At 36.4% G+C, this 17,514-nt stretch carries 10 protein-coding genes; all 10 read left to right on the forward strand.

Translation table 11 applies throughout. The features are described from left to right. Window positions 1-65: 65 nt before the first annotated feature. The 10 genes from nuoE (at window position 66) to HND39_07610 (ending at window position 17,491) form a co-directional block, all read left to right on the forward strand. Window positions 66-548: an NADH-quinone oxidoreductase subunit NuoE gene (gene nuoE, locus HND39_07565; GenBank protein ID QKJ96153.1), complete on the forward strand. Its 483-nt coding sequence runs from the start codon at window positions 66-68 to the stop codon at window positions 546-548. Then, window positions 545-2,527, forward strand: a complete 1,983-nt coding sequence (locus HND39_07570; protein ID QKJ96154.1) for an NADH-quinone oxidoreductase subunit NuoF — start codon at window positions 545-547, stop codon at window positions 2,525-2,527. Before nuoE ends, HND39_07570 begins: the two co-directional genes overlap by 4 nt. A 121-nt stretch (window positions 2,528-2,648) precedes the next feature. After that, entirely contained in the window at window positions 2,649-4,376 is a 1,728-nt protein-coding gene (locus tag HND39_07575) for a 2Fe-2S iron-sulfur cluster binding domain-containing protein (protein ID QKJ96155.1), read from the forward strand. A 56-nt stretch (window positions 4,377-4,432) separates the two neighbouring features. After that, entirely contained in the window at window positions 4,433-5,026 is a 594-nt protein-coding gene (locus tag HND39_07580; protein QKJ96156.1) for a hypothetical protein, read from the forward strand. A gap of 20 nt (window positions 5,027-5,046) precedes the next feature. Then, window positions 5,047-7,056 carry a 4Fe-4S binding protein gene (locus HND39_07585; GenBank protein ID QKJ96157.1) on the forward strand — a complete coding sequence of 670 codons (2,010 nt, stop codon included), beginning with the start codon at window positions 5,047-5,049 and terminating at the stop codon, window positions 7,054-7,056. Further along, on the forward strand, window positions 7,053-7,460 hold the full coding sequence (locus HND39_07590) for a response regulator (GenBank protein ID QKJ96158.1): 408 nt from the start codon (window positions 7,053-7,055) through the stop codon (window positions 7,458-7,460). The genes HND39_07585 and HND39_07590 overlap by 4 nt, the downstream gene beginning before the upstream one ends. Window positions 7,461-7,557: 97 nt before the next feature. After that, window positions 7,558-9,054 carry a response regulator gene (locus tag HND39_07595; protein QKJ96159.1) on the forward strand — a complete coding sequence of 499 codons (1,497 nt, stop codon included), beginning with the start codon at window positions 7,558-7,560 and terminating at the stop codon, window positions 9,052-9,054. Between the two features lie 370 nt (window positions 9,055-9,424). Beyond that, window positions 9,425-13,522, forward strand: a complete 4,098-nt coding sequence (locus HND39_07600; protein QKJ96160.1) for a response regulator — start codon at window positions 9,425-9,427, stop codon at window positions 13,520-13,522. Window positions 13,523-13,858: 336 nt separating this feature from the next. Then, on the forward strand, window positions 13,859-15,052 hold the full coding sequence (locus tag HND39_07605) for a hypothetical protein (protein QKJ96161.1): 1,194 nt from the start codon (window positions 13,859-13,861) through the stop codon (window positions 15,050-15,052). 651 nt (window positions 15,053-15,703) lie between these two features. After that, window positions 15,704-17,491 carry a T9SS type A sorting domain-containing protein gene (locus tag HND39_07610; protein QKJ97924.1) on the forward strand — a complete coding sequence of 596 codons (1,788 nt, stop codon included), beginning with the start codon at window positions 15,704-15,706 and terminating at the stop codon, window positions 17,489-17,491. The last annotated feature ends 23 nt before the right edge of the window (window positions 17,492-17,514 follow it).

Below are 17,514 nucleotides of genomic sequence, written 5' to 3' on the forward strand. Positions count from 1 at the left end.
TCTTCTGCTGTGGCATCTTAAATGACTACAAATAAGTGAATGTTGAACATATTGTTAAGGAAAAAATGCACAGACAAATTTTTGGAAATTATCAGGTAAATGACAGAAGCAGTTTAATCCCTCTTCTTCAGGATATTCAATCAATTTACGGGTATCTACCCGAAACCGCACTAAGAGATATTTCAGATTTTGTTAAAGTTCCACTTAGCCGGGTTTACGGTGTTGCGACTTTTTATAATCAATTCAGATTAACTCCTCTGGGTGAAAACATAATTCGTGTTTGCAGAGGTACTGCGTGTCATGTTAAAAATTCAGCTAACATTCTTTACGCGCTTGAAACTGAATTGGGAATTAAAGCTGGTCAAACAACTCGTGATAAAAAATTCACACTTGAAGTTGTGAATTGCATCGGAGCGTGTTCAATCGCACCGGTGATTTTAGTGAATGATGATTACCATGGTAGAATTAGTGTAAAAGATATCCCTAAAATTTTGAAAAAATATCAGACAGCGAAGAAAGTGGAAAAAGCAGAGGAGGTAGCACAATGAAAGATTTTAATCAACTCTGTTGCGTAAAATGCTGGCACACAATTGAAAAACCTTGCGAACATTTTATTCAATGCTGCACAGAAGGACCGCTCTGTCATCACGATGATAAATGTGAGCATGAAATAGCTTCACTTCGTAAAAGATTGAAATATGAAGAACACGATCATCCTATAATTATGATTGGAATGGGAACCTGCGGACTTGCTTCAGGTGCTGCCAAAGTTAAAGATACTATCGAAGCTGAACTTAAAAAATTAAACATCGAAGCAACAATTGAAGGAACAGGCTGCATCGGTTTTTGTGCAGTTGAACCAATTGTTGATATAAAACTTCCTGGAAGAGACAGAATTTCTTATCAGGAAATTACAGTTAAAGATGTTCCGAGATTCATTAAAACGACTTTAGTTGACAAAGAAATCTATAAAGAAAAAGTTCTCGGAAGTCACGGAAAATCAAATGGCGTATTAAATTTAAAACAAGTTGCTTTTTTTGAACATCAGCAGAAAATAGTTTTGGCAAACTGCGGAATAGTAAATCCAGCTTCAGTTGATGCATATCTTGCAAACGGTGGATTCAAAGCTTTTGATAAAGTTCTGAGACTAATGAAACCCGAAGAAGCAGTCAAAGAAATAATAGCCAGCGGATTAAGGGGAAGAGGCGGTGCTGGATTTACAACCGGTAAAAAATGGGAGTTAGCTGCAAAACAAAAATCGGAACAAAAATATTTGGTATGCAATGCTGATGAAGGTGACCCGGGTGCATTTATGGATCGTTCACTTCTTGAAAGTGATCCATATCGTGTGATTGAAGGAATAATGATCGCTGCTTATGCAATCGGTGCAACAACAGCTTATATTTATTGCCGTGCTGAGTATCCGCTTGCAATTGAAAGGTTACAGAACTCAATAGCAAAGTGTGAAGAGTACGGAATACTTGGAGACAACATTCTCAACAGCGGATTTTCACTTCACATAAAAATTAAAAAAGGTGCCGGTGCATTTGTCTGCGGTGAAGAAACTGCACTCATTGGTTCAATAGAAGGTAAAAGAGGAATGCCAAAACCTCGTCCACCTTATCCCGCTGTTTCAGGTTTGTTTGGTAAACCGACAATCATCAACAACGTTGAAACTTTTGCAAATGTTCCTCCAATTATTATGATGGGTGCTCAGCAATTTGCTAAAATCGGTACTGCAAAATCGAAAGGCACAAAAGTATTTGCTCTCAGCGGTAATATAAAAAATACCGGATTGGTTGAAGTTCCAATGGGCACAACTTTACGAGATATTATATTTAAAATCGGCGGCGGAATTCCTGATAAAAAAGAATTTAAAGCTGTTCAAATCGGTGGACCTTCCGGTGGATGTTTACCCGAAAGTGTGATTGATACATCAGTTGATTATGAATCATTAAAAGAAGTTGGTGCAATGATGGGTTCCGGAGGATTTGTTGTGATGGATGAAGATACCTGTATGGTTGATGTTGCAAAATACTTTTTAACATTTATTCAGGAAGAAAGCTGCGGTAAGTGTGTTCCTTGTCGTGAAGGAACAAAAAGAATGTTGGAGATAATTGAACGCATTCCTAAAAGATATGGAAGTGATGGAAACAAACTCGACCAATTGCAGAGATTCAAAGGAATGATTCATTTACAAAGATTAGCAGATGTAATAAAAGATACCTCGCTTTGCGGATTAGGACAATCCGCGCCAAATCCGGTTCTGGCAGGATTGAGATATTTCCGCCACGAATATGAAGATCATTTATACGATAGAAAATGTTCGGCAGGAGTTTGCAAGGAACTGCTGACTTTTTCAATTAACAATGAAGTTTGCAGCGGTTGTGGATTGTGTGTAAAGAAATGTTCGGTTGAAGCAATCGTTGGTGAAAAAGGTCAGGCACATTACATATTGGATAACAAATGTATTAAGTGCGGAATGTGTTATGAGATCTGCCGTTTTGAGGCGATAAATATTAATTAGTGTATCACCCTGAGCTTGTTTCACGCCTTTTGAAAATTTTATGGAGATTCCGAAACAAGCCTGCCTTGCAGTCAAGTAGAATCGGAATGACAAATAGAGTAAATGAATTTTGGAGTTATAAATGATTCAGTTAACAATAAATGGAATAAAAGTAAATGCAGAAGAAGGAATGACAATTCTTGATGCTGCTAAATCTGTTGGAATATCAATACCAACACTTTGTCATCTTAAAAATCTTGATCCAACAGGAGCTTGCAGAATTTGTGCAGTTGAAGTTGAAGGATTCAGAGGTTTAACACCATCGTGTGCTTATCCGGTTTCAGAAGGAATGGTTGTTGAAACAGATTCACCACGGGTTCGAAAGGCAAGAAAAACAATTGTAGAACTTCTTGTAGAAAATCATCCTCAGGATTGTTTGATTTGTGTGCGCAATAAAAACTGCGAGCTTCAGGATTTATCAGAGAGATATGGTGTCCGCGAACATCGATATGTTGGTGAAACAAAATGCCACGCAATAGATATTTCAAGTGCATCAATGGAAAGGGATCCTGCAAAATGTATTCTATGCGGAAGATGTGTTCGTGTTTGCCACGAGATTCAGAAAGTAGGAGCTATTGATTTTACAAAACGCGGATTCACTTCAATAGTTACAACACCATATAACAAAGGGTTGAATATAAGCGATTGTATTTTGTGCGGACAGTGTATTCTTGTTTGTCCTACTGCAGCACTTCGGGAAAAAAGTTCAATCAAAGAAGTTGCAAATGCACTCTATGACAAGAAGAAATACTGTATTGCCCAGGTTGCACCAGCAGTCCGTGCTTCACTCGGTGAAGAATTTGATATGCCACTCGGTACTGATGTTACAGGTTTGCTCGTTACGGGTCTAAGAAGATTGGGATTCAATAAAGTTTTTGACACAAACTTTGCCGCTGATCTTACAATTATGGAAGAAGCAACCGAGTTAATAAACAGAATTCAAAACGGCGGAAGCCTTCCGATGTTTACAAGCTGCTGTCCCGGTTGGATAAAGTATGTTGAAATGAACAGACCGGAAGTTTTAGATCATGTTTCAACTTGCAAGTCACCTCATGAAATGGAAGGTGCAGTTTTAAAATCTTATTATGCGAAGAAAATGGGAATAAATCCCGAAGATATTTATGTTGTTTCAATTATGCCCTGCACAGTAAAAAAATATGAATCGGATCGTCCTGAATTATCAAGTGCAGCCAGAGCGGATGTTGATGCTGTACTTACAACAAGAGAGCTTGTTAGATTTTTCAAGATAGCAGGAATTGATTTTAATGATCTGCCTGATAGTGATTTTGATAATCCTCTTGGTGAATCAACAGGTGCTGCTGCTATATTTGGTACAAGCGGCGGAGTAATGGAAGCAGCTTTGCGTACAGCTTATTTCAAAATTACAGGAAAGGAACTTGACAATCTTGAATTTGAAGAAATCCGTGGAATGGATGGAGTGAAGGAAGCAAAAATCAAAATTGGTGATCTTGATGTTAACATTGCAGTAGTAAACGGAATTGGAAATGTCGGACAAATACTTGACCAGGTTCAGAACGGAACTTCAAAACATCATTTCATTGAAGTTATGGCTTGTCCCGGCGGATGTATAAATGGTGGTGGTCAGCCAATTCATCAAAAACCTGAAAAAGTGATGAAGAGAGTTAAAGCTCTTTACAAAATAGATGAGAATGCCAAGACAAGAAGATCGCACGAGAATGAATCAGTGCTGACTCTTTACAGAGAATTTTTTGGTGAGCCGAATTCACACAAAGCTCATGAGATTCTTCATACTGAGTATTTTGATAAAAAGAAAATTTTAAGGAACTAGCTAAAAGAGTATTGTCATTCCGTGCTTGACACGGAATCCATCATTTATTGATTAATATGAAAAAATATTATTACTTTATTTTTATTTCAATATTGAGTACTAACTTGTTAGCTCAGGAATCTAAATTTAATATTTTCATAAAGGGTGGAATTTCAGATTACGCTGGTGTTCACGGTTTTCAAGTTTCAGGTTCAACAGGAGGTGGCGAATGGGAAATTGGTCCAATATTAGGCTTGGGCACCGAATATTCATTGGAAAAGAATTGGTTCATACAGGGGACGATTGAGTATTCCAATAATGTTTATGGTGCACCGGTTGCTGAATCGGAAACAATGGAAAGAGGTAGCAATTCAGTTATTGATCTTATAGGCAATATAAAGAAAAGGTGGGATTGGTTTTACATTTTAGGAGGAATTGGTTTCTCCACCCAAAATAGTTCAAACTCTTACATTTCAGGAGTGTCATCAAATGGGGAAGGTTATCGTTACCTAGCTTACCAAGGTACATCATCACAAGTGCTCACAGGATTACTTGGTATTGGATTAGAGTATTATTTATTTCCGCGAATAGGATTGTTCGTGGAAGGCAGTTGGAGATTTAGAAAATATGTGACACCCGTAGCACAATTTGGTATTAATTATATAATCTGATTTAATGACATTGGAATAATATGAACCAGGCAATAGTAACTACAATATCAGATCGATGTAAACGATGTTACTCTTGTGTACGCGAGTGTCCTGCATCAGCTATTAAAGTTATTGATGCGCAGGCACAAGTGATAGAAGAGCGATGCATTGCTTGCGGACATTGCGTAAAAGTCTGTTCCCAGGATGCAAAACAAATATTTTCAGAGATAGATTTCACCTATGAACTTCTTGCGGCTAATAATACTGTTGCTATTATCGCACCATCATTTGCAGCTTCATTCCCGGATAACTACAGAAAAGTTCCGGGTGCATTAAGGAAACTTGGATTCAGGAAAGTAATTGAAACGGCTTTTGGTGCGGATCTGATTGCTAATAATTACATGGATGTGCTGAAAAGTGAAACAGAAAAAACAATTATCAGTTCAGCCTGTCCGGCAGTTGTAAGCTACATACAGAAATATTATGTAGATCTTGTTCCGAATCTGGCTAAAGTTGTTTCGCCGATGATTGCTCTTGGCAGATATCTCAAACAAACTGAAGATGAGGAAGTCAAAATTGTTTTCATTGGTCCGTGTGTTGCAAAGAAGCATGAGGCAAGAGATGAAGATGTTATTGGAGTTATAGATGCAGTACTCACTTTCTCTGAGATTAAAGAAATGTTCGGTCAGCAGTCAATCAATATTGATGAGCTTGAAGAAAGTGAATTTGATGGACCTTTCGCTATGATGGGAAAAGCTTATCCGCTTGCGGGAGGTTTACTAAAAACAACTGATATTAACGATGACATCCTGGAAAAAGACATCATAGTTGTTGAAGGAAAGAAAAAAGTTCTTGAAATAATAGAGGAGATTGCCAACAATCATATAAATGCAAAGTTTACTGATATACTCTTTTGTGAAGGCTGTATCAGTGGACCAGCGATTGATACATCTCTGAATTATTATGCACGAAGAGAAAAAGTAATCAATTATATAAATGAGAACCTGAACACAGTTGATCGAAGAGTCTGGAAAAGTAATCTCTATAACGCAAGGAAACTCAACCTCGTTAGAAATTTTAAGATTGATAATCAGCGAAGACCGTATCCAACAGAAGAAAAAATTAAACAGATATTGGCACAGACAGGAAAATACAGTCCGAAAGATGAACTTAATTGCGGCGCCTGTGGTTATGAAACTTGCAGAGAATATGCTGTTGCTATTGCAAAAGATCTCGCTGAAAAAGAAATGTGTCTTCCTTACCTGATAGAAGAGTTGAAGAATGCCTACGATAATCTCAGCGATACACAGGAACAATTGCGTGTTGCAGAAAAACTTGCATCAATTGGTCAACTTGCTGCAGGTGTTGCTCACGAAATAAATAATCCGCTTGGAACGATTTTGCTTTATGCATCAATAGTAAAACGTGATCTTGAGAAAATTTATCACGAAGATCAGAAAACTCAGGATTTGGATTTGATTGTTGAAGAAGCAAACCGATGCAAAAATATTGTATCAAATCTGTTGAACTTTGCTCGTCAGGGAAAACTCAATCTGACCGAGTTTGATTTAACAGAATCAATTATTGAAATATTAAGACCTTTTACATTTGATTCGGAATACAGACAAATTGATTTTAAGTTTAACATACTGAAGAATGGTTATAAAATAACGGGTGATGAAGATCAGCTTAAACAGGTTTTCATCAACGTAATCAATAATGCATGCGAAGCAATGAGTGAAAGCGTGAAGAAAGAACTATCTATCAACATTTCTTCTGATCAAAATAATTTTATTGTTGAAATCTCCGATACAGGAAACGGAATACCAAAAGATAATCAGAACAAAGTGTTCACTCCATTCTTCACGACAAAAAATATCGGGAAAGGAACAGGACTCGGTCTCGCAATTTCTTATGGTATAATTAAAATGCATAAAGGAAATATTACTTTTGCAACTGAGACAGGAAAAGGAACAACATTTAAGATAACATTACCAAAAAAACAGACGTATAAAAAAGATGAATTACTTGAAGGAGCTAAAGCATTATGAATGAGAAAAAGAAAATTTTATTAGTTGATGATGACCTCGATCTGCTTGAACAAAATAAAATATTAATCGAATCCAAAGGTTATGCGGTTATAACAGCAGGCAGTTTAAAAGAAGGATGGGAACAATACAGAAAATCCAAACCGGATGCAGCAGTTGTTGATCTGATTATGGAAGAACACGATTCGGGTTTTGTGCTTTGTTACAAAATTAAAAACGACCAGCACGGAAAACATATTCCTGTGTTTATACTTACTTCAGCAACTTATGAAACAGGTTTTAAGTTCAGTGCATCAACGAGCGAAGAAAAGGAATGGATAAAAGCTGATGCAATTATAAATAAACCTGTCGTGATTGATGACTTCGTAAAGAAGCTTGAAAGTTTTTTTGAGTTGAAAGAGAAATAACTTTGTGTCTTTGAGACTTCGTGGCTATTTTTTTCTTTGCCACTAACCTGCCTGCGGTAGGCAGGGACACCAGGACTCAAAGTAAAATTACAATTCTATGAAAGAACACAAACCAAAAGTTTTAGTTGTTGACGATGAAAAAGCACTGCGCACTGGCGTAAAGCGTTTGCTCGAAATGGAGAATTATGAAGTAACTGAAGCAGAAAACGGAACAGAAGGGATAAAGTTAGGAACTGAAACAGAATTTGATCTCGCTGTAATTGATTTGAAAATGCCGGATGTTGATGGTATTGAAGTCCTGAAAAAAATAAAGAAAAAATTTCCCAATACAATTTGCTATATCGCTACTGCTTACGCCAGTTATGAAACTGCAGTTGAGGCAACACGAATTGGTGCACATGGTTATATAACAAAACCTTTCCCCGTTGAAGAATTAATTCAAAATCTGAAAGAAGGATATCAGACAAGACAAATTTATATCGAAGCGGATAATTGGCGGAAGGAACGGGAGGAGCGTCTTCTCGAAGTTGCTTTTGAAAAAACTAGACTCAACACTATCATCAACTCAATAAATGATGGAGTGCTTGTGATCAACAAAGCTGGTGAGGCTGTACTTTATAATCCGGCTGCACTGAAGCTTCTGGAACTTGAATCAATTCAGATTGAAGAGAAAATTATCAGCAGGCTTCATCCAGAAATAGCTGAACTTGTTAATAATATTTTGAATAAAGAAGTATATCATCCGAGCTCATATTCATCACAAGTGGAGATGAAACCGCACGGAGATTTGTTTGTTGAGGCAACTGCATCACCTGTTCCGCATCCTGATAATTCGCTTGCAGGAGTTGTGGTCGTAATCAGAAATATAACAGCGTTGAAAAAAATTGAGCAGTTGAAATCTCAGTTCGTATCAATGGTGTCCCACGAATTGAAAGCTCCGATCGCTGCTGTTTACGGGTTTCTCAATTTAATTACTGATGAAAATATAAAACTTACCACCGAACAGCAGAAAGATTACATCGTTCGCTCTCAATTACGACTTGATGGACTGCTTAAAATGGTAAACGATCTTCTGGATATTTCAAGAATGGAAATGAAAACCGTTAAGCGTGAGATTAAACAGGTCTGTGTTGAAGAAGTAATTAAATCTTTACTTGAACTTTTCCAGGTCGAGATAAGTAAAAAAAGAATCTCAGTTGCGTTGAAATGTGAGACTCAATCTGCTTGCATCAAAGCTGATTATGAGGAAATAAACCGGCTCTTCACAAACTTCATCAGTAATGCTATTAAGTATAACAAGGAAAACGGTTCTGTCTCGATAACAATTTCAAAATCAGGTGACTACCTTATTACTGAAATAAAAGACACAGGCATCGGACTGAAACCTGAAGAGAAGAAAAAGTTATTTTCTGAATTCTTCCGTGCAAAGAATGAAAAGACAAAATCAATCAGCGGAACAGGACTTGGTTTATCAATTGTCAAACGAATAGTTGATTCATATTCAGGAAAGATTGAAGTTGAATCTGAGTTTGGCAATGGGACAACATTCAAAGTTTATTTGCCATTTACAGTTCAGACAGAAGATAGAGGATAGTTTTTACTTAAAACGAAATTAATTTGTATAGTTGTTATACTTTTAGATTTAATGGCTTAGTTTTAAATAAGCTTTTTAATAAAAGGTATTAAAATGAAAAGTACTTTGCGTGATACGGTTGCTTTATCTTGTAAAACTTCAACTTTTGTGGAAGCTCCAACCAATTATTTTGCAATTTTTTCTGCAAAATTCATCTTACCCAAATAGTACGAAATGTCTTTCAGGAAATTATTTGTAAATTTCTTTGCAATTCCCTGAAAGCTAAATCAGGAATTTGTTATTTAATTAAAAAAAAACAATTTTTATCAGACAGAATAACACTGATCTCTTTAAAACAATATTGTCAATATAAAAAATAATTTTACTTAAAGTGCTTAAGTATCCATTTGCCTTTTTATTTATACACCTGATCATTTATTTTCCAGGAAATTCTGATATTTATGCTCAACAAGAGAATATAAAATTTGAGCGTTACTCCATTGATCAAGGTATGTATGAAACAAATATTACTTCCATGATTCAGGATAACAATGGCTTTTTGTGGTTTAGTACTTTTAGCGGTATCGAAAAGTTTGACGGATATAGCTTCACCGCTTACAAAAATAATCCGGATAACAAAACTAGTATTGATAATGCTTTCACGAATACTTTGTATGAAGATAGTGAGAGAAATATTTGGATAGGTAATAAGCACGGATTTGATAAGTTCAACAGAACGAATGGTATCTTCACACATTTCAAAATATATCCTGATGAACTGGAAACCAAAATTAATAGCAACGTAATTTCAATTTGCGAAGATAATGAAGGGAAACTTTGGATTGGAACGAGTGATGGATTACACAGGTTCGATAAAAGTTCCGGAAAATTTAATATTATACTCCATGATAATAGAAATGACGAAACTATTAACAGCAATACTATTAATTCAATTTATAAAGACAAAGCAGGCTCACTTTGGTTTGGCACTGGTAACGGACTTGATAAGTTTGATCATGCGACAGGAAAGTTCATTCATTATTGGAACAATATTAAAAATAAAAGTGAATCATCTGACTATTTTGTAAATACTATCTTCGAGGATAACTCAGGTAATTTTTGGCTGGGAACACACAATGGAATAGTTGTATTTGATATTAAAAGTATGACCTCCAGCCGTTATCTTCATGGAAACATGAATTCAGTTACTTCTATTTGCGAAGATGAATTTGGAACTCTTTGGATTGGTACCAGGGAAAATGGACTATATTCACTCAATAAAAGAACATTGAAAGTATTACAATACATACATAATCCTGAAGAACAGAGTAGTATAAGCAGCAATCAAATATCCACTGTATTTAGAGAACGATCTGGTACGATCTGGATTACAACTATTGATGGTGGTATTAACAAAATAAATCGTGTAAAGCAGCCATTCAAATTATATTCATTTGATTCCGTAAGAAAAATTGTTTTAGGAAACAATAATAAACTCTGGATCGGCACAGCAAATGGGTATTATAAATTTAATCCTGAAAATGAAGAGAGTATTCCATATTCGTTTGGAATTGATGAATTAATTGAAGAAGAGAAATCCGGTGACTTATGGATCGGCACACTTTCCAGTGGTATTTATAAAATGAATGTAGATGGAGGTAGAACAAATTTTTCTACATCTGCCGGAGAAGAAATTACCAGGCGTATATTATGTATGTATAAAGAATCTGACGGCACAGTCTGGATAGGTACGGCTGCCGGAAGTGTTTATAAGATTGATCCGAACCAAACTCATCTTAAAAAGATAATGCAGAACACCGGCACAGTCAAGGATTTATATTTAGATAATTTTGGGATGATGTGGGTTGCTTCGTACGAAGGTGGATTAATTTGTTATGATTCTAAAAAAAATGTTATTGTCAAAAAATATTATCCTGACTCAAAAAACCCAAACAACACCAAAAGCCAGACTTTCCTGGAAATTCTCGAAGATAAAACAGGCACATTATGGTTTGCAACAGATGAGGGTTTAGGTAAATATACACGATCAACAGATAGTATATATTATTATAATTTGAGCGATGGATTGCCTGTGGATTTAATCTGGTCAATCCTTGAGGATGATCATAATAATATCTGGTTTAGTAGCCGGAAAGGTATTTCCAAATTAGATACAAAGACAAATAAATTTCAGAATTATGACATCTCTTATGGATTACCGAAAAACGGACTTAGTAATATTTATGGGTGCAAAACTGAAAATGGTGAAATGTATTTCGGATATCCGGGCGGTATTGTCAAATTCCATCCTGATAGTATTAAAATTAATACATTCATACCTCCGGTTGTAATCACTTCTGTAAAAAAACTCGATAAACCTGTTTCGGTTGAAAATGAAATTCACTTTTCGCACGATGAAAACTTTTTATCATTTGAATTTGTCGCATTAAGTTATCTGAGCCAGGAAAGAAATCAGTATGCTTATATGATGGAAGGGATTGATACGGGTTGGGTTTATTCAGGAACAAGAAGATTTGCAACATACCCCAACCTTGATCCCGGTAAATATACTTTCAGAGTAAAGGGGTCAAATAATGATGGTGTGTGGAATAATAATGGAACTTCTATTGCAATTATAATTTCTCCACCTTTCTGGAGAACCTGGTGGGCTTACAGTTCTTATGTTCTTATCTCGATTTTCTTACTTTATTGGATAAGACGGTATGAAATGGACAGACTAAAATTAAAAGATAAAATTAAAATGGATGAAGCTGTTCTTAAGGAAAAAGAAGAGACAGAAAAAATGAAATCCCGGTTCTTCGCAAACATCTCTCACGAATTCAGAACACCGCTTACCTTAATACTTGGACCTGCCGAGAAAATCATTTCAAATATCTCAAAAGATATTAATAAAGATGCCGGAGCTATAAAGAGAAATGCTTTAAGACTCCTGCAATTAGTTAATCAGTTATTGGATATTTCAAGATTAGAAGCAGGAAAACTCAAACTTGAAGCTTCAAAAGGAAATATAGTTGCTTTCATAAAAGGAATCACATTATCATTCGAATCATTATCTGAATCGAGAGATATAACATTAAAGCTGCAGGCAGAGAAAGATCAGATTGATCTCTATTTTGATAAAGAAAAAATGATAAAAATTTTAACTAACATTTTATCAAACGCATTTAAGTTCACACCAGAGAATGGAAGAATTACAGTATCTGTAAGCGAATGTCCTGCTGATATGACTGAGAGTCATCCCGAACTTGTCTTCGGATCTGCATTTGTTTTAGCATCTTCAATTGATGATGAGATTCCGAACCGGGGTCGAAATGACAAGATGAAAAAATTTGTTGAAATAAAAATAAGAGATACCGGAATCGGAATTACTCAGGATGAAATACCAAAACTATTCGACAGGTTTTACCAGGTAGATAGTTCACTTTCAAAAGAATATGAAGGAACCGGAATTGGATTAGCTTTAACCAAAGAACTTGTAGAGCTTCATCATGGAAATATTTCTGTTGAAAGTGAAATGAGAAAGTTTACCGAGTTCATTTTAACTTTTCCGATTGGCAGAGATCATTTAAAAGATGACGAGATTGTTGAAGAAAAAAAAATAAAGGAAGATGTCATTCAGACCGCAGGAGGCTTTCAGATGAGTTTAAATGAATCGTTCTCACACTTTGACAAGCTCAGTTTGACAAGTGAGATTTATAATGAAGAAGCAGATGCTGAAAAGACTATCATCCTCATCGTTGAAGATAATTATGATATGAGAGAATATATAAAAGATTCACTCGATGCAAGCTATCAGGTTGAAGAAGCGATTAACGGAGAACAAGGCGTTAGAAAAGCAGAAAAAATTATTCCCGATCTTATTATTTCAGATATGATGATGCCAAAGATGGATGGTCAGGAATTAACAAGGATCTTAAAGAACAATGAGAAAACCAGCCATATCCCGATCATATTGTTAACTGCAAAATCTGAACAGTCGGATAAAATTGAAGGTTTAAGAAAAGGTGCAGATGATTACCTTATCAAACCGTATGATGCAAAAGAACTACAGGTGAGGATTGAAAATCTGATCGCAATCAGAAAAAAATTGCAACAGAAATATGGAAACGTTCAATTCACACAAAAGAAAATTGAAAAAAAATTAAGCAGCATTGATGAAGAATTTATGAAAAGAGTAATTGCTGTAATAGAAAATCATTTATCAGATGAAAAATTCAGTATAGAAGAATTTAGCAGCGAATTAAATATGAGCAGAGTTCAGCTTCATAGGAAACTTAAAGCATTGGTGGGTAAATCTGCCGGTCATTTTCTAAGATCCGTTCGATTAACAAAAGCAAAAGACTTTATAGAAGAACAAAAGGGTAATATATCCGAAATAGCTTACTCAGTAGGTTTTTCAAGCCCTGCTTATTTTACAAAATGCTTCAAGGAAGAATTCGGTTACCTACCCAAGGATTTGCAAAAATAAGTTGACATATTGTTTCATTTATCACAGTCAAATCTTTCCTCAAACCCCCCTTAAATTAAATCAATTCAACAGCAAGTAACATAAGTGATATTTAATGTAACATCTATTATATCAATTGATACAAAATTGATACTCAAAGCAACATAGCTGATATGCACACCCCTATTTCAATTTGTTTATTTGCAATGACATTAAAAAACATTTTTTAAGAGATTAAGATGTTTGCTTTTCCGGATTCAGAAAGGTTGCTGTTGCTCTAACTTTCTTTTGAGGTTTCTTGATTTCGGCAATCGAAAAACATGTTAGTCTATTTACAAATCATTTAAGGAGTGTGTTATGAAAAATTCTTTGATCATTGTTACATTGATCGTTTTAGCTTTTCTTCCTTTCGGATGTGAGAAAGTTGAAACGCCGGTTACTGCAGATGAGGACTTAGCTCTTGAAAAAGGAAACAAAGTCCTGATTTGCGATATAGAACAACTTTATGCGGCTGTAAATGATTCGACGAAATGCGGCAAAATACTTCACCTAAGTGCCGGTACCTATATTCTATCAGTTAATGATTCGGCGGGTACTCCTCGCCCGAATGGTGGTAGGCTGGAACTTAAACAGAACATGTCACTTTCAGGAATATATAACAATCGTTCCGCAGTCGTCATCGATGCTTCAGGTCTTCCAAATTCTTCTTTCGTGGTTTCCACTGGTCGTACAGGGCCTATTCGTATTGGGCTTGGGAAAAATTCCATCAAGTGGCTTACTATCGTTGGAAATGACCGTGCTGCTGGTGGGATAGAAACCGATCTTGCCGGAACAACAACAACACAGATCAGAATTGCACATGTCGTTTCAGGCGGAAGTTTACGTGGTATTGATGTAAGGAACATTGGGACTACTATGGCTGGACGTCGTATCGATGCGGAAATCGTTGACAACGAGTGCTTCGGTATCGTTGAAGGCATCCGAATTGTTAACACTAACGGCGCCGATCAAGGTCAGATATTTGCAGATTTGCGAGGCAACCACGTACACGATTTCTACTTCGGTTTGCTCGTGAACAATAACCGATGTAGTTCTGCGGTGATTGAAGTCAAATCCCGTGGAGACATGTTTGAGGGAAATGGTCTTGGCGCTTTAATCGCTGGAGGAACAGCCGGATTAGGTACTTCTGTCTCTAATTCCACAATCTTTGAGGCACGTAACTCAGCATTTATTAATAATATCGGACCTGTTGATCCAGAATTTGGTGATTCCGGCGGATTACTAGTGCTTGGTGCTGATGCATTTGGTCCTGATATGACATTCTACAACACAGTTAATGTGCAACTCCGGAACACAAGAGTATCCGGTAATCAGAATATTGATTTTCAGGCGTTTGGTAGTCGATCGCTTGCAAACCCGCCAGTTCTCGGAGGAACAAATAATCATGCGTTAATAAAACTTTATGGTCTCAGCAGATTTTTAGATGTAGTGGTAACACACAGCTTACCTGAAGATCCAAATAACACAAATACAGTAACAGTTGTTCGCTGAAGATGAATAGGAATGTTCATTATTAGAAATGAAAAAGATGATTTTACGAATACGGTAATTAGCTAATAATTAATCTTCAATCAATATACATAAAAATATAAAGGAGGCTTTATGTTCAAATTAAATTTTGTCTTAATAGTAATTTTCATTTTCAACAGTTCATTTTCATTAAATGCCCAATGGCTACAAACTAATGGACCGTACGGTGGTGGAGTATCTTGTTTTTTGGATTTAGGGAATAATCTCTTTGCAGGAACTCAAGTAGGTATATATCATTCAACAACTAATGGTGTCAGTTGGGTACATGTTAATAATGAATTGACCGGCCACTGGGTACGATCTTTGGCTGTCTCTGGTTCTAATATTTTTGCCGGAACTTCAAGCGGAGTTTTCCACTCGACCGATGGTGGTTCAAGCTGGACGAAGACAAGTTTAAATTACCCGAGTGTAGGATCTATTGATATATCAGGCACAAATATATTTGCCGGAACTTATAACGATGGACTTTTTCTCAGCATCGACAATGGCACTAGCTGGATTTCTGTTAATAATGGATTGACTAATCTTAATATCGCCTCTCTTGCTATCGCTGGCAGTAACATCTATGCAGGGACAGGCGGGGGAGGTGTTTTTTTAAGTGCTGATAACGGGATGAATTGGACTGCAGTAAACTCTGGTCTAACTGAACTTTATATCACCGGACTAATTATCTCTGGGTCTAACATTTTTGCTGGAACACTTGATGACGGTGTATTTCTTTCAACAAATTACGGCACAACCTGGGTACAATCTGGTTTAGCATTTACTCAGGTTTATGAACTGCATAATTCAGGTTCAAATATTTATGCCGGTACACTTAATGGTGTATTTCATTCTGCTGACAATGGTGTAAATTGGACTCAGTTGGGTTTAACTGGAAGCGGTATCTGGTCTTTACTGGCTTCGAACTCAGATTTATTTGCAAGCAATTCTGAAGGTGTCTTTCACTCCACAGATAATGGCAGCAATTGGACTGAAGCCAGTACGGGTCTGACTCATTTAAGTGTTCCCTCAATTATTCAACTAAATCAAAATCTTTTTGCAGGAACCGGCGGTGGTGGTGTTTTCCGCTCTTCTGATAACGGACAAAGCTGGATAAAAGTTAATAATGGACTTACAGAGCGATCAATCGAATTGCTGGCAAGTTATAATTCATATCTTTTTGCAAATATAACCTACGGCCAACTTTTTCGTTCTTCAGACAATGGTAATACTTGGAATAATGTGAATACCGGTTTTGGCTGGACAGTGACTGCGTTTGCCTCAATAGGCGAAAAGCTATTCGCAGGCGACTTTGATGGAGGATTTTTTAACTCAACAAATAATGGTATCAACTGGGTCGAGGGTAGTCCTTTATTTGATGGTTTTAAAGTTTTTGCTGTTTCCGGTACGAATCTATATGCCGGCACACCTGGCGGGGGTGTATTCCTGAGTACAAATGAAGGGACAAGCTGGACAGGAATTAATAATGGACTGACTCACCATTATATAACTTCGCTTATTTTTTCAGGTACGAATCTTTTTGCAGGTACACTTGGGGGAGGCATTTTTCTCAGCACCAATAACGGTACAACTTGGAATGAAGTTAATAATGGAATAACCAGTTTCGATATCAATTGTCTCACAGTTTCGGGGACGATTCTGTTTGCCGGTACTGCAAACGGTGGGATATTTCTCTCTACCAACAATGGCACAAGTTGGAGTCAGATTAATGAAGGATTAGCGAATCCGAATATAAGATCTCTGACCGTATCAAACACATATCTTTTTGCTGGGACCTTTAATGGTGGCGTATGGCGGCGTCCGTTGAGTGATTTCGTGCCTGTCGAACTAACTTCATTTTCTGCAGTTGTGAACGATGATAATGTTGAACTCTGTTGGATAACATCAACAGAAACTAACAACCAGGGTTTTGAAATACAGCGAAGTAAAGATGGTAAATTTGAAACAATAGGATTTGTTGACGGACACGGAACAACGACAGAAACACAAGTCTATTCTTTCATAGATAAAAATTTAATTACTGGTAAATACAATTATAGACTAAAACAAATTGACTTTGACGGAACATTTGAATACTCGAATGTAATAGAAGTTGAAGTAACATCTCCATCGACATTCTCGCTTGAGCAAAATTATCCTAACCCATTCAATCCAAACACAAAAATCAGATACACAATTCCGAATGTCATTGCGAGTGAAACGAAGCAAACTCAGTTTGTCAGTTTGAAAATTTATGATGTACTGGGAAATGAAGTAGCAACATTGTTAAATGAGCATACACCTTCTGGTAGTTATGAAGTTGAGTTCGGCGCCTCAAATCTTCCTAGCGGAACATATTTTTATCAGTTGCGAGCAGGTTCATTCATTGAAACGAAGAAGATGATTGTTTTAAAGTAGTCTCATTAAACAAACAAATTTTA

The organism is Ignavibacteriota bacterium (genome assembly GCA_013285405.1).
Classification (GTDB): Bacteria; Bacteroidota; Ignavibacteria; order Ignavibacteriales; family Ignavibacteriaceae; genus IGN2.

Excerpts from the sequence above, each read along its gene's own strand:
- nuoE (QKJ96153.1), top strand. The coding sequence starts at position 66 with ATGCACAGACAAATTTTTGGAAATTATCAGGTAAATGACAGAAGCAGT.
- HND39_07570 (QKJ96154.1), top strand. The coding sequence starts at position 545 with ATGAAAGATTTTAATCAACTCTGTTGCGTAAAATGCTGGCACACAATT.
- HND39_07575 (QKJ96155.1), top strand. The coding sequence starts at position 2,649 with ATGATTCAGTTAACAATAAATGGAATAAAAGTAAATGCAGAAGAAGGA.
- HND39_07580 (QKJ96156.1), top strand. The coding sequence starts at position 4,433 with ATGAAAAAATATTATTACTTTATTTTTATTTCAATATTGAGTACTAAC.
- HND39_07585 (QKJ96157.1), top strand. The coding sequence starts at position 5,047 with ATGAACCAGGCAATAGTAACTACAATATCAGATCGATGTAAACGATGT.
- HND39_07590 (QKJ96158.1), top strand. The coding sequence starts at position 7,053 with ATGAATGAGAAAAAGAAAATTTTATTAGTTGATGATGACCTCGATCTG.
- HND39_07595 (QKJ96159.1), top strand. The coding sequence starts at position 7,558 with ATGAAAGAACACAAACCAAAAGTTTTAGTTGTTGACGATGAAAAAGCA.
- HND39_07605 (QKJ96161.1), top strand. The coding sequence starts at position 13,859 with ATGAAAAATTCTTTGATCATTGTTACATTGATCGTTTTAGCTTTTCTT.
- HND39_07610 (QKJ97924.1), top strand. The coding sequence starts at position 15,704 with ATGAATTGGACTGCAGTAAACTCTGGTCTAACTGAACTTTATATCACC.